Below are 14854 nucleotides of genomic sequence, written 5' to 3' on the forward strand. Positions count from 1 at the left end.
GATTAACCTACCTTTCCCATAAGATATACAATGGTAAAGATAAATACCCAAACCACATCAATAAAATGCCAATACAATGATGCTACATAAATTTTAGGAGCTGTAATTGTGTTAAGACCCTTTACTTTTAATTGAATAATTAAAAGTCCAATCCACAACACACCCAAAGCAACGTGAGCTCCATGAAATCCAACTAAAGCATAAAATGATGAACTAAATGCACTTGTCGTAAATCCATGACCTACATCTACATAATGATAAAACTCGTAAATCTCTAAACCTAAAAATCCAAATCCTAATAATACAGTTACACCTAACCAGATCATCAAGTTTTTCACATTTTTATGGTGCATGGCTTGAACAGCAAATACACTGGTTAAACTACTTGTTAACAATATAAAGGTTGCAGCTGCAACTAACTTCAAATCAAATAACTCTGATCCTGTGGGTCCATCTAAAACACTACCTCTTAATGCTAAGAAAGTAGCAAACAAGGTCCCAAATAATACAGTTTCTCCGCCTAAAAACAACCAAAAACCTAAAACCTTATTTCTGCCTTCTAATGTCGCTTTTTCTGGTTCAGGAGGCAGTTTATCTAAATGAGCTTCCGCATGACTCATGATTAACCCTCCTTCTGTAATTCTTCGACTTCAATATGATAACCGTGATCATCATAAACAGATCTTAAAAACATACAAACAAATGTAATTGCTAATCCACTAATGGCAATAATATTATTTCCAAACAAATTGTTTATAAACATACTTTCAAATTCATAACCACGATACATAAAACCAAAACCTGCTATAAACAATCCTAATGACATGAAAAACGGTAAGATTGATGGTGATGGCATATGAATTGGACCCAATGGTTCAGCAGGTGTCATTTCTTTTTTGCCATCCATCTTCTCCAACCAGAATGCATCTAACCCTCTAACTAAAGGTAATTGTTTGAAGTTATATTCTGGTGATGGTGAAGGAATTGACCACTCTAAAGTACGTCCATCCCATGGATCTGCTGGCGCTTTTGGTCCTTTAATCGAAATAATAACATTTATTAAAATCACGATGACCCCAGCAGCCATGAAAAATGCGCCAATCGTACTTACAAAGTTCGCTGTGTCCCATCCTTGATTAGGTAAGTAGGTAAATACACGTCTAGGCATACCCCATAACCCTAAGAAATGTTGAATAAAGAACGTTAAATGGAAACCAATGAAAAATAACCAAAAACTCCATTTACCTAACGTTTCATTTAACATGCGACCAAACATTTTAGGCCACCAATAATATACAGCCGCTAATAAACTTAATACAATTCCACCAACGATAACATAATGGAAATGCGCTACTACAAAATAACTATCATGAAACTGGAAATCCGCTGGCGGTATAGCTAACATTACCCCAGTTACCCCACCCATAACAAAGGTTGGAATAAATGATGTTGCATATAACATCGCAGTAGTAAATTGAATATTGCCTCCCCAAATCGTAAATAACCAGTTAAATACTTTAATTCCTGTTGGAATGGCTATCAACATCGTGGCAACACCAAATAGTGCATTTGCTATGTCTCCCATACCTACTGTAAACATATGATGAGCCCATACCATAAAGCTTAAAAATCCAATAAGTGCTGTTGCAAATACCATAGAGCTGTATCCGAACAAACGTTTTCTAGCAAATGTAGGTAAAACTTCTGAAATCGCACCAAAAGCTGGAAGAATTAGTATATACACTTCAGGATGTCCGAAAATCCAGAAGATATGCTCCCATAATACTGCATTACCACCTGTCGCAGTGACAAAGAAGTTCGCATCAAACAATCTATCAAAAGAAATGTAAATTAACCCAACAGCTAATGCTGGAAAAGCAAAAAGGATAATTCCAGATGTAATAAATGATGTCCAAGTAAATAACGGCATTCTCATAAATGTCATACCTGGAGCTCTCATATTAATAATCGTTACTAGGAAGTTAATCCCACCGACTAATGTTCCAATCCCTGCGATCTGTAACCCTATTGCATAATAATCCGAACCTGTACCACTAAATTCCTCTCCAGATAGCGGAGCATAAGCAGTCCATCCTATATCAGGTACTGTACCTGTAAACCAACTAATATTTAATAATACTCCCCCAAAGAAAAAGGTCCAAAAACCCAATGAGTTTAAAAATGGAAAAGCAACGTCCCTTGCTCCTATCTGCAATGGGACTACTGCATTCATTAAACCAAAAATCAATGGCATTGCTGCTAAGAAAATCATGGTTGTTCCATGCATGGTCATGATTTCATTGTAGGTTTGCCCATCTAGAAACCATGATTCTCCATTAGCCCCCATAGGGAACATTAATTGGAGTCTGATCAAAAGGGCTTCTATTCCACCAACAATAAAGAAAAAGCCACCCGCAGCAAAATAAAGTATTCCTATTTTTTTATGATCGACGGTTGTAAGCCAATCCATCAATCCTCTATACTTTTTAACCGAGTGCGCCACTATGTATATCCTCCTCGTTTCTTGTGAGTTCTTTTTTTATTACTCTAGCTTAAGTGTTTTTAAATATTTAACGATATCGTGATATTGATTGTCATCTAAAGGTATAGCTGGCATCTCTACTGTTTCACCTTTAAATTGCTCTGGATTTTTGATCCATTCAAAAATGTTATCGTCTGTCATTTCAAGATATCCAGCAACAACTTCACGATCAGCAAATCCCGTTAGATTTGGACCTAATCCAGGAAAACCTGCTTCAACAGCATGACATGACATACAATTTTGCTTAAATAACTCTTCACCTGAACTTACATCTGCATCTACAGTTGTAGCCGGCGTTTGCATACTTGTTACCCATGCGTTATAGTCTTCCTCACTAAGAATAACAACTTTGAAATCCATTAAAGCATGAGATTCTCCACAAAACTCCGCACATTTACCTTTTAATACTCCCGGTTCAGCAGGAGTGTCTAAGTACATTTTGTTAGTCATTCCTGGGTTTGTATCCATTTTTCCACCCATTGCTGGAATCCAGAACGAATGAATAACATCAGACGAAGTTAATTGAAACTGAACTCTCTGATTAACTGGAAGTACTAAATCCTGTGCTGTGTAAATTCCTAAATCTGAATATTCAAACTCCCACCAAAATTGATGACCAGTCGCTTTAATTTGAATAACCTCAGGATCTTCAGAATAATCCTCATCCTGTGAAAAAGTAAGTGCGACTGAAGGAACCGCTAAAATAAGTAACAATATCATAGGAATCACTGTCCAAATGATTTCTAACTTATGACTTCCTTCCACCTGTTTCGGAATTGAATCATCACCTGGTTTACGACGATAACGAACAATTGCATAGAAATATAAAACAAATACTACAATTACCACTAAAATCATAATCCCTATGGACAATAAAATAAGTCCGTATTGCTCTTCAGCAACGGATGCTTTTGGATCGATTGGATTCGAACCCTGTCCTACCAAACTACAACCTGTTAACAATAATGAGAACACCATTAACAAGGGGATTATACGTTTCCATAAATGCCACCGATTCACTGAATATCTACCCCGCTTCTAAGTTTTAAATTGCTCACATGACTTGACTTTTTCAAGAAAGTTGTTTTATCATGGATGGCTTTCCCTGTCAATAAACTTAATCACTTTATTAAATATAAATTCAATTATACTTATTTGTCAATCGTCTGGAAGAGCAAGTTCACAAAATGTTCTAAAAGAAGATTTATTATGTTCAAATATGCTCTCATTGACTTTATTTCCAATTCCTATTTTTATTATGCGTAAATGTATAATTCTTAATCAGAAGTACAACCCTAAATTTATATACTTATTTCAAAATTAGAACATAACATTATGTTTGGGGGGTTTGTATTGAAACCATTAATTTACTTTATTTATGCCTTAATCATCATGTCTATTCTTACATCATGTAATTATAAACAACAGGAATTCCAACAAAGCGAACAAAATTTAAACGAACGAACACTGAATGAAATGTCTGGTGTTAAAATGAATCAAATGAATGCAAAACAAATAGAGAACATAAATACTCACGAAAATACGAGCATCCGTTTTAGTCCGTTTACAGCAAAAGAAATTATGGATATTCCTGGTGTAAGTCATTCCTATGTTATATTAACCAATCGAAATGCATATGTTTCCCTTGTTTTAGATCACACAGCTACTGGCGGTTTTGGAAAAGGGAATATTCATGAGCAAAACAATTCAGGAAAATCTGATGGTGGATACAACGAGGATGGCGGAATTATCTATACAAGTCCAAAAAATCTAGTTACAGATACAAATTCAAAATTCACACTAGAGAACGAAAACAATATTTCAAGCAGATTAAAACAAAAAATAGTTATGGAAGTAAAAAAACTTAACCCTAAAGTTGAAGAAATTTACGTGTCTGCCAATCGTGCTTTTGTAAACCAATTAAACGTCTATGCTCAGGAAACCTGGAGAGGAAAATCATTAAAACCATATGTAAAGGAATTTAACGAATCAGTAAAGCTTTATTTCAGTAATCTTCCTAAAAAGCAACATTAAAATATCTTGGTAATAATGACCACCACAGAACGTTGTCGTGACAAAGCTATTTTTATTATAGCTTTGTCTTTTTTTTAAAATGTCTCTCAATCGGTATCATTAACATCAACTATTCACTTTTATAGGTAAAATAGTGTTATAATTATTCATGAAACATATAGGAAAACACCTATTTGTTTATTTGTATTGAGGAGGCCAATCATTTGGAAGTTTTTGCAGCAGGTATAATGGGATTATTTTTTCTTTTTGGCTTAATATTATTAGCTTTAAATATCATTACAAGTGTTTGGGCATACAGAGATGCCAGAAGAAAAGGAAATTCTAAAGAATATGCGATCGTTGTATTAATTGGAACGATTTTTTTTCCTATTTTAGGTTTAATTGTTTATTTAATTATTAGAAATGACTAGAGAAATGCGTGAAGGGAGAACCTAACTTATATGAAATACAAAATGGTAGCCATCGATGTAGATGATACGTTAATAAACGATGATAGAATTGTAACAGAAGCTACAAAAGAAGCTCTTATCAAAGCCATCGAGCTGGATGTGGTCATCACTTTAGCCACTGGAAGAATGTTTGCATCGGCAAAACAAATTGCTGCACAAATTAATTTAAATGTCCCGTTGATCACATATCAAGGTTCACTTGTTAAAAATTTATTGGATGAAGAAGTTATCTATGAGCGTTCAGTACCTGAAGCAATTAGTGACTATGTATTCAAATATGCAGAAGAAAATAAATATCACCTTCAGGTATATCATGGGGATGAGCTCTATGTAAAAGAAGAAAATGACATCGTCAAAGAATATTCAGAGGTTTCTAAAGTTCCGTTTAAAGTTGAAGCGGATTTTCAAACTCTTGTATCTAAACCATTAACAAAACTTCTAATCATCAATCAGCCAGAGGTTATAGATCAAATTGCAATTGACTTGCAGCAAAAAATCGGAGATCAAGTTCATATTACAAAATCAAAACCATTTTTCTTAGAAATTGTTCATAAAGAAGCTACAAAGGGACATGCACTACAGTTTTTAGCCCAGCATTATGGTTGTGATATATCTGAAGTTATTGCAATTGGAGACAGCTGGAACGATCACGAAATGTTAGAGGTGGCAGGTCTAGGTGTAGCTATGAATAACGCTGTTCCTGCACTGAAGGAAATTGCGAATTATATTACTCATAGTAATAATGAAGATGGCGTGAAGCACGTCATTGATAAATTTATTTTAAACGCAGATTAAGTAATCTCACCCTAATAGTGAGATTTTCATTCTACACTTCAATAACTATTATCCTGCCTCTGCAATTTCAAGGGCAAAATATAATAGATAACTCCCCTCATTTTAATAGAGATAGTATATTCTATTTTGAAGCTTGGTTTGTATGGATGAGTATTACTAAAATTGAAAACTAGATATAGTATAAGGTTCGATAGCCTAAGCCATGCTGTCGGTAAAACTATATATGCCGTCAAGAAACAAGACTATGGAAATTTGACATTATGTTTCAAAAACTAGAATATACTTAAGTTCCATTCTTGTGATAAACGAGTTAACAACCTAATTCCAGCAATACTATTCCCCTTATAATCTAATGCTGGACCAATAACACCGATCCCCATATTTGGAGCAACTGATAGAATTCCGCCAGAAACACCACTTTTGGCAGGAATGCCAGCTTCAATGGCAAATTCCCCTGATGCGTTATACATACCGCAAGTAATCATAAATGTTTTAGCAATTTGAACATATCTTTTAGGAATTAGCTGCTTAGATGTTGCAGGGTCTTTTCCATTGTTGGCTAATATCATACCCATACGAGCTAAATTGCTACAACTAGTTTCAATCGAACATTGCTTAAAATATACCTCTAAATGTTCTTCCACATTTCCTTCTAAGATTAGGTTGTCCTTTAACAAATAAGCCAATGCACGGTTACGATGTGCTGTTTGATCCTCTGAACGATATACTTTTTCATTATATGAAATAGAATCATCTCCGCTCAGCATTTGAATAAAAGATAAAATTCGTTCAAAGCGATGATTTACATTATCACCATCAATGAAAGAAGTAACCGTAATCGCACCTGCATTAATCATTGGATTAAAAGGTTTACCAGGGGTTACAATTTCTAGTTTCATTAATGAGTTATACATATCCCCTGTCGGTTCCATGCCTACTTTATCAAAAACCTGTTTTTCTCCCCGATCCATTAATGCTAATAATAATGTAAAAACTTTAGATATGCTCTGAAGTGTAAATTTTGGCATACATTCTCCTGCAGATACAGGTTCTTTGCCAACTTCATGTACTGTAATGCCTAATAAGTCTCCAGGTACTTTGGACAGTTCAGGAATGTAACTTGCCACTTTTCCTTCATTGCAGTGGTTTTTGCTTTCTTTAATTAGTGAATCTAAGATTGAATAATCCACGATCATCATCACCCTATTTATTTTCTTTTTCTGCACGAGACATATATTCATTGTAAAGTTGATCATCACTTTTCACAACTTTTCTGATTTTCTTTGTTTCTTCAACGATCGGATCTAATTCAGTATGTTTTCTAATTTCATATTTAGCATTAATGAGATCTACAGCTGCATCCTCAACATCTTCACTTTGATATTCACCTTCTGTTAATACCTCAGTTACCTTTTCTTCTATCTTGTTTTTGTCCATTTTATTATGATATCCTTCCTGAATCTAATCAGCTTATCCTATCATTTTTTCCCGAAACAAAGCTTTTTACTCTCTAAAAAAGTTAAACCTCTATTCGTTAATCCTAAAAGGGATATATAGTACATTGATAACTTATTCCCATTTATATAGAGTGATATCATGATAAATAGGGTCAAACAATGGGTCTGAGTAAAATGTCTTAATGTGAGTTACATGTTCACTTAAATCTCCTACCTGCTGTTCAAACCCGCGTAATACTTTATCCGTCATCCAAATTTGATTATACGGCGTTCTTTTGATTTCTTGTAAGAAATAATCATAAGTGAATACACGCTCATGAGCATATCCCGCTTTTAAATATTGAAACACTCTAGTTTCTTCCCAAGTGTATACGATAAAATCATCATCTTGCTGAGATAAATACTCACTAAGCTGATATACGGCGGGTTTCTCTTGGGCGTAGTTTTTGATTGAATTTGCTCCATGAACGAGTTGAGCTCCCATGAAAATGAAAATAAATATAAGAACCATTTTTGACTTTAAATTTTTTAGTAGGAACTGAATCATCAGTAAAGCCATTGGCCCCACTAAAGGCGAGATATGCCTAGGTTTGTCTAAATTTTGAGCGAATAACGCCCAACACAAATAACTCACCAACATCAAGATTAAGATAAGTGAATATTGACTTGTTTTATTATTTTTACATTGAAAAAGAAAAGTTACCAACATGACCACTAAGACAAACATGATTAACGCTAAAATGATGGATTGGCCACTAAACCCTGTCCAATACAAATTGTAAAATAATAAATGAAATACTCGAGCAGCTAATGAATCGTTTGAAACATCATAAGTGCCACCCCAATCCGAAAAGTGTCCTGATGTAAAGGATAAGGCTAGCTCAATAAACCCGCTTAAACTTCCCTCAGAAACAACCAGACCGAGCACCCAAATACTCTGAAATAAACCAAAAAAGAAAACCTGAAAACCAAACCATTTCATCGTGTAATCTTGCCTCTTTAACTTCGTCCACCAAAGCAACAGAATGCCAATACCAAACACTAAATAAGATAAACGAATTCCCATTAATATACTAAAGAGGAGCAAAGGCACTAAAGAAATCAAAAAGCTTTTATTAGATAAAGAATAATTTATACTCCATAAATACCACCAAAGTACTGCAATTGCAGCTCCTTCGGACATGGGTTCCACGCTAATTAATGTGATATAACTAAATGAAAGCACAAACAAAACCGCAATATGACTTTTTTGTTTATTTAAAGTTTTCCTAGCCAATAAATAAATAGGGATCATTGAAAGCAAAGTCATCAATCCGTTTAAAACAACTAAAGATTGAACAGGATCACTAATCCATTGATGTACAATCGTTCCTGCTAAAATAAAATATGGATATCCAGGAAAATGCGGCTGCATCGCTAATAAATCGAAACGGTTTAAAGCTAGTGCAAAATCAACGATATCCCATGAACGAGCAAAGGACGAGATATGCATGAATCTCCACGTGAACATTCCAATGAAGATTAAAAAAACAACCATGCTACTCGTCCATTTGTATTTATTATTAAATTGACTCATCATGTATCATTTCCTATACGTTTACAACTTTTTTGCTATGAACTACTTTTGCATCCTCAACCATTTGTTTTTGTTTCTTATCTGTTTGCGTTTTCTGTGAAGAATCACTTCTTCTAGTCCATAACAATAAGAAGATACCAGCAAAATAACCAAAATAAACAAATATTTCTTCAAGAGATGGTGTGGCTGAATATCCTAATAATGCTGTAAAGAAAATACCTACATCACCAGAGATAAAAGGAGCCGTCCCTGTATCTCTTAAATATTGAGTATAATCTGTAGGATGCTCAGGCAAAAACCAAGTAACATCATATACTTGAGGCATTACACTTCCTATAATCCCAACATCCTGCATCATTCCAACGCCTTGAACGAGTAAACCTGCTGCTATCACAATAATCATAGCACCTGTCACTCTAAAGAAAGTTTTTAATGAAATACGCATTGTACCTTTAAAGAATAAATAACTTACTACTGATGCGAGAATGATACCTGCAAGCGCTCCCCAACTTTGCATCGCTAATTGAATGTTTCCACCTGTAATAGCTGCAAAGAAAAATACAGTTTCTACGCCTTCTCTTAATATAACTAGGAAAGAATGAATGACCATTCCAATGACACTTCCTGCTGAAATATAAGCTTTTAATTTCCCTTCAAGTTTACCTTTCATATCACGGCTGCTTTTCGCCATCCAAAATACCATATGTGTTAATAACATGGATGAAATGAGCATAATTGAGATTTTAAGATAAATTTGACTAGCCATCATGGAAAAGCTGGTTAACACTACTTGAAATACAAAGGCTACTCCTAAACTTACAATCAAAGCCAAACCTGCACCTAACCATACGTACTTAGTGTATTCAGGATGGTTCATTTTTTTTAAAAAAGTAATAATGATTCCTATGATAAGTAAAGCCTCTAAAGTTTCACGAAATGTAATAAGCAATGCTTGCAGATCCATGATGATTCCTCCCAATTATCCTAGCTTGATGTACCTTTTTTTCTTTTTAATGCATAAATAACGATAGCAATAATTACAACAAGAATTAACACTATAGGTATCCAATTTTTAATATCATTTAAATTTACAAATTTAGGCTCCTGACTAATTTGTCCTACTTCTGGAACAAAGTGTCCAACTTCAACATTTTCAATATTAAATTGTTCGGATAATGTTTCAATAATTTGTTCTTTACTTTTTATAAATACATCAATATCCGATTCCTTCTCACCTACTCCAAACAATCCTGGATTTCCTAAAGAATCTAATGCTAGATTAAATTCCTCTCTTACCTGTTCATCCAATTGTTTATCTTTTTCAATGATACTAGGTGATAAAGCGTCGTATGTTGCCAATCCTTTTGCTAGCAATAACTTTGTTTTCGTATAATCTGTAAAATCCTGTTCTATATATTCCAAACGCCTTGCGATATTTAGTACGAGTATATTACTCATAGCGGTCATCACTGCTTCGCTATTTTCAACCTCTAATGCATCTATCACTGCCATTGATGGATCAATGCCCATATGTAATTCAATATCCTCTTTTACTGTCAAGTATATAGCTTCTGCTTCAGTATAGTTCGGAGGATTTTCATTTAACTGAGCATCCATTGCTTTATAAACCTCAGCGATGAGTTCTTCATTCGGGTCTCCATAAGTATAAGCAAACGTTACTTGTTGAAAAGAGCCCAAAAGCACGAAGAACGATGCAATTATCAAGATGATCTGTTTCATGTATTGTCTCCCTCTATCAGTTATTACACTCTAAATGATAACGATTATCATTGTTAATGTCAATAAAATCTTCACTATAATTGTGAAGATGATTTGAATTTTGTTTCTTTACGTAAGTTTTCAGTATGCATTGGACTCGAGCTGGTACGAACTTTTCTTACTGGACGTAACATTTCCTTAATAATAGCCACAATCACATTAGGCAGATATTCTTTGAATTTAATAAAAGATTGACCTTGTGTTCTTACTTGATAATAAATAGGGATTTCTCTCATTCGGAATCCTTTGCGAACAATATTTAATGTTAACACTTGCGCATAATTATAATCATGAATAATTTCAGCATGTTCCATCACTTCTTTTGAGAATGCTCTCATTCCAGATTGCCCATCATAAATCCATTTTCTAAGTAAAACAGATTGTAACAATGTGAAGACATAATTACCCAAACGGCGGTGAAGTTTCATACCTTTCATTTTCCCTAGAAATCTTGAACCCATTACGTAGTCTGCTTTATTTTCCAAAATCGGTAAAATAAGTTCTGGTATCTGTTCTGGTGGATATTCACAATCAGCATCAATCATGACCGCAATGTCAGCACCAAGTTTATAACTCTCCTTTAGCCCTTGACGGACAGCTGCGCCTAAACCTTTGTTTTCTTTAAAAGAATAAATAAAATCTGCCCCAGCTTGTTTTGATTCTTTGACAGTATCGTCTCTAGATCCATCATTAATGACAAGCACTTGTATAAACAATTGAGAATTAGCATCACGAGGGATTCTTGAAATCACTTCCCCAATTGATTTTTCTTCGTTATATGCTGGAATAAATACAACAACATGTTTTTTCAATTTTTGTTTTCCTCTCCATCTATATTTAATGCCTCTTTCAAAACCCGACCTCTGCTATGACTAGGATAAGGAGAGCCCAATAAAGTAGCTACTGTTGGAGCAATTGAAATTAAACTATGTTTTTCCTCCACTCTTTTCCCTTGATGTATTAGTGGACCTTGGATGAAAAATGGAACATAACGTTCTCCTTCATCTAAATGGCCATGTCCTCCAATACCATCCGCTTGTCCATGATCTGCACAAACGATAAATGTCGTATTATCTTTTTTTCCTTGCTCATCTAACCACGTTACAAATTGTTCAATCAACGAATCAACTTCTTCAATTTTTTGGATATAATCGGGATAATGTACACCTCTGCTGTGCCCTGTTTGATCAGTTCCAATAAATTGTACAACGAGAAAATCTGGGTCTTGCTCGCTCATGATATGTTTTGCCCTCTGCATAATATTTAAATCAGCTACATCATTGTTCATCACCGCCGTGACAGATTCAACATCTTTACCAAAACTATCAATTAAGTGTGCTATACCTAACAGGCGTCCTTTTTTGCCAACTTTTCTTAAACTGTCAAAGATACTTTCTACCTTTAATCCAAGCCTCCATACCATATTAGAGGTAATTCCGTGTTCTCTTGGATAGGTACCTGTAAACATGGAAGAAAAACATACTACAGTTCGAGCTGGATACACGGTTTCCATTTGAGTATATTCTGTTCCTTTTAAACGCATGTCATCCAAAAAGGGAGTGTTTGCTTCTTTAAATTTATCTTTTCGCATTCCGTCTATAACAATAACGATGACTTTATCTGTAATTGGCTTGTCTGTTGGGTTAGACGATTTACCCTTTGTGAACGCTTCATTTTCTTCCGGTTTCCAATCAAAAATATATCTGTGCAATACCCAACTAAAAATAAGAATAGCCACCGCAAAAGAGAATAATGTAATCCAAGGCATTTCATTCAATCCTGTCCCTTGCTCATGTATAGATTGAAAAACATATTGCCAAACCCACAATAACAATATAAACTTTGGCAGCTGCTCTTGTGCATTCCCACTTGTGGAATCACTATTCTTTAAAACTAACTTCCAAAACCTTGTGAAATTTAACCATGAAGTACCGATTCTCAAATGATAATAAAACGTTCCCCAAAAAAATACAGTAAAGAAAAAATACAATCCTATCGCCAACATAGCTAAAGAAATTTGCGCGTCATTAAAAAGGAGCAAATAAGCGATTAGAGGCATCCATAAATAATTCCTTAAATACAACGGAAAGTCGTAGTGATAATAAATGATGAATAAAGGCAGTACAATAATTAAACTCAATGCGGTATTCAACCAAAAAGAAGGATCTGTCCACAACCCAATGTGATATAAATAAAATACACCTACTACAAAAATAGGCGTAAATGGCTTTCCTTCATTTAATAAATTCCAGCACCTCGCAGCAATAATTTCAAACCAGGAAGCTTTTTTCATACAGCACCTCACAAATGAAGATGTTGCCCAAAAGGAATTCTACTCTTTTGAACAACATCCATTTTAATCTTCTATATTTTAAAATAATTGATTCAAGGCTTCAACTATTTCTGCACTTATAGAGTTAGCTTCTTCTGCATTTTCAATACTCACTGCTTCGAACCAAGCTGTACCTTTCACCATAAGATCAGAACCTTGTTCTTCTCCAAGGCGTTCAATGATCTCTAATTCGATAGCCTTCATAAAGATATTTGCCTCCATTGCTTCAACACGAGCATCTGTGATGTTTCCTTCCTCTAAAGCAACTGGAACTTTCTCATGATAACTCGTTATTTTTCCAACAAATGCTTTCACAAATAAATCTGCTACTTCATCTGCATTAATGGATTCAGGATCTGTTTCACCTAGATTAAAAATTGTATCAAGAGCAGCAGCGGCTTGTTCATCGCCTCCAGAGAGCGAACCTTTAATCGCTTGATAGAAACCCCAAGCTTCCGCCTGTTTAATTTGTAAATCTACTTTCTCAGCTCCGCCTTCTTGAACTGCTGCAGCTATTTTTTCAGCATAAGAATTTGCTGCGAGATAATAACTACGATATACGGATTTATCTGTCATTTGCTTATACACTTTTAAATCATCTATATTACCTTCTGCTAACGCAGTTTCTTGAAGACTTAATCCATTTTCAATTTGAGCTTGCATATCTGCACTATAGTATGAATCTCTTTTAGCAGCTGTTGGTACTAACACATGCTCTGCTAGATACTTAAGCTCTGAAAAAGCTACATCAGCTTCTTGCTGATTACCCTCTTCTAGTGCTGCCACAACATCAGACTGTAGATTTTTTTGTTTCTTATAGAAGTATGATTGAGTTGTTTTATCAATTACTTGGAGAGCAACAACTGTATCTAACTGCTCACTTGCCCCAGCTTCAATTGCCGCTAAAATAGCAACATCTAAACTATCATCTGTTTCTACTACTGTATCTTTTAAACCATCAGTATATAGAGTGCTTACTAGATTCCAATCTGCAGCTTCTCCTTCTTTCTCTTTTTTAAGCTCATCCATCATTTGTTTATAAGTATCAACTTCAGTATAAGTAATTGTATCTTCAATGGAAGCTTCTTGACCTTCGCCTTCATTACTATTTTGAGAGCCTTCCGTTTGATCTACCTGATCTTTTGTATCCTCTACAGCTTCTGGCTTTTCTGTACCACACGCTGATAAAATTACACTAGCGATTAACATTGTGGATAAAGCAGTTGTCAGTTTCTTCATGTTTTTATTCTCTCCCCTAATTGATAATGATTTTCATTTACAGTGAGATTATATCGATAATGATTCTCAATGTCAATAAAAAATGCGAATAATTTTAAATAATATGTGGATATTCCATGACAAATAAAAAGGAGAGTTTTGGATATTGAAACAAGAATTAAAGAATTTTTAGAGGAAAGAGAATATTAATACTGAGGGTATTTTTTATAAATATTGATAGCGAATCGAATGAGATGAGAAATTACTGGGAGTAATTACAAACAACCCCCCCGTATCAAGATTAAGGGATCTAATAAAACCTTAATCTTGACATATATCTTCTAGAGGTAATGATTCTGCCCACTCTTGTATAGCTTCAATGATAGGCTGCATTGCTTTTCCATTTTCAGTTAATTCGTACTCTATTCTTACAGGAACTTCTGGATAAACATGACGGATTACCAATTTATATTTTTCTAATTCTCTTAGTCGTTCAGCTAACAACTTCCCACTAATTGGAAGTGATTTTTCGATATCTCTAAAACGTTTGGGTCCAGTTAATAAAGTATAAATAATCAAACCTACCCATCGTTTACCAAATAACTGCATTGCTGATGTTAATTTAGGGCATAAACTTTCTTGATTTGATTGTTTACTCATCCTATTCACCTC

15 protein-coding genes are annotated in these 14854 nt (G+C 34.5%); 3 read left to right on the forward strand and 12 right to left on the reverse strand.

The features are described from left to right. Positions 1-2 precede the first annotated feature (2 nt). The 3 genes from VQL36_RS18865 to coxB form a co-directional block, all read right to left on the reverse strand. Positions 3-620: a cytochrome (ubi)quinol oxidase subunit III gene (locus VQL36_RS18865; RefSeq protein ID WP_349250783.1), complete on the reverse strand. Its 618-nt coding sequence runs from the start codon at positions 618-620 to the stop codon at positions 3-5. 2 nt (positions 621-622) lie between these two features. After that, positions 623-2470, reverse strand: a complete 1848-nt coding sequence (gene ctaD / locus VQL36_RS18870) for a cytochrome c oxidase subunit I (protein WP_349251222.1) — start codon at positions 2468-2470, stop codon at positions 623-625. 72 nt (positions 2471-2542) lie between these two features. Next, positions 2543-3520 carry a cytochrome c oxidase subunit II gene (gene coxB, locus VQL36_RS18875; protein ID WP_349250784.1) on the reverse strand — a complete coding sequence of 326 codons (978 nt, stop codon included), beginning with the start codon at positions 3518-3520 and terminating at the stop codon, positions 2543-2545. Between the two features lie 375 nt (positions 3521-3895). On the opposite strand from coxB, the gene VQL36_RS18880 reads away from it, so the two are divergent. The 3 genes from VQL36_RS18880 (at position 3896) to VQL36_RS18890 (ending at position 5820) form a co-directional block, all read left to right on the forward strand. Continuing rightward, a complete protein-coding gene (locus VQL36_RS18880) occupies positions 3896-4576 on the forward strand; it encodes a hypothetical protein (protein WP_349250785.1) in 681 nt (226 codons plus the stop codon). A gap of 227 nt (positions 4577-4803) precedes the next feature. Continuing rightward, the gene (locus VQL36_RS18885) at positions 4804-4986 is read left to right on the forward strand and encodes a PLDc N-terminal domain-containing protein (protein WP_349251223.1); all 183 of its coding nucleotides are present in this window, start codon (positions 4804-4806) and stop codon (positions 4984-4986) included. Positions 4987-5016: 30 nt separating this feature from the next. Further along, complete coding sequence (locus VQL36_RS18890; protein ID WP_349250786.1) at positions 5017-5820, forward strand: Cof-type HAD-IIB family hydrolase; 804 nt, start codon at positions 5017-5019, stop codon at positions 5818-5820. Between the two features lie 272 nt (positions 5821-6092). On the opposite strand, the gene glsA is transcribed toward VQL36_RS18890, so the two are convergent. From glsA to VQL36_RS18935, 9 genes are all read right to left on the reverse strand, one after another. Next, positions 6093-7016, reverse strand: coding sequence for a glutaminase A (gene glsA / locus VQL36_RS18895; RefSeq protein ID WP_349251224.1), 924 nt, complete (start codon positions 7014-7016; stop codon positions 6093-6095). 7 nt (positions 7017-7023) lie between these two features. Beyond that, positions 7024-7257 (reverse strand): hypothetical protein, encoded by a 234-nt coding sequence (locus VQL36_RS18900; protein ID WP_349250787.1) that lies wholly within the window; start codon positions 7255-7257, stop codon positions 7024-7026. A 132-nt stretch (positions 7258-7389) separates the two neighbouring features. Continuing rightward, positions 7390-8853 carry a hypothetical protein gene (locus VQL36_RS18905; protein ID WP_349250788.1) on the reverse strand — a complete coding sequence of 488 codons (1464 nt, stop codon included), beginning with the start codon at positions 8851-8853 and terminating at the stop codon, positions 7390-7392. A 13-nt stretch (positions 8854-8866) separates the two neighbouring features. Next, a complete protein-coding gene (locus tag VQL36_RS18910) occupies positions 8867-9817 on the reverse strand; it encodes an FTR1 family iron permease (protein ID WP_349250789.1) in 951 nt (316 codons plus the stop codon). Positions 9818-9837: 20 nt separating this feature from the next. Beyond that, complete coding sequence (locus VQL36_RS18915; protein WP_349250790.1) at positions 9838-10593, reverse strand: hypothetical protein; 756 nt, start codon at positions 10591-10593, stop codon at positions 9838-9840. A gap of 74 nt (positions 10594-10667) precedes the next feature. Next, positions 10668-11444: a glycosyltransferase family 2 protein gene (locus VQL36_RS18920; RefSeq protein ID WP_349250791.1), complete on the reverse strand. Its 777-nt coding sequence runs from the start codon at positions 11442-11444 to the stop codon at positions 10668-10670. Then, positions 11441-12925, reverse strand: coding sequence for an alkaline phosphatase family protein (locus VQL36_RS18925; RefSeq protein ID WP_349250792.1), 1485 nt, complete (start codon positions 12923-12925; stop codon positions 11441-11443). Before VQL36_RS18925 ends, VQL36_RS18920 begins: the two co-directional genes overlap by 4 nt. Positions 12926-13003: 78 nt before the next feature. Continuing rightward, entirely contained in the window at positions 13004-14203 is a 1200-nt protein-coding gene (locus VQL36_RS18930; protein ID WP_349250793.1) for a hypothetical protein, read from the reverse strand. Positions 14204-14503: 300 nt separating this feature from the next. After that, positions 14504-14842, reverse strand: a complete 339-nt coding sequence (locus tag VQL36_RS18935) for a helix-turn-helix domain-containing protein (protein WP_349250794.1) — start codon at positions 14840-14842, stop codon at positions 14504-14506. Between the last annotated feature and the right edge of the window lie 12 nt (positions 14843-14854).

It is taken from the genome of Chengkuizengella sp. SCS-71B (assembly GCF_040100845.1).
Lineage (GTDB): Bacteria > Bacillota > Bacilli > Paenibacillales > KCTC-33759 > Chengkuizengella.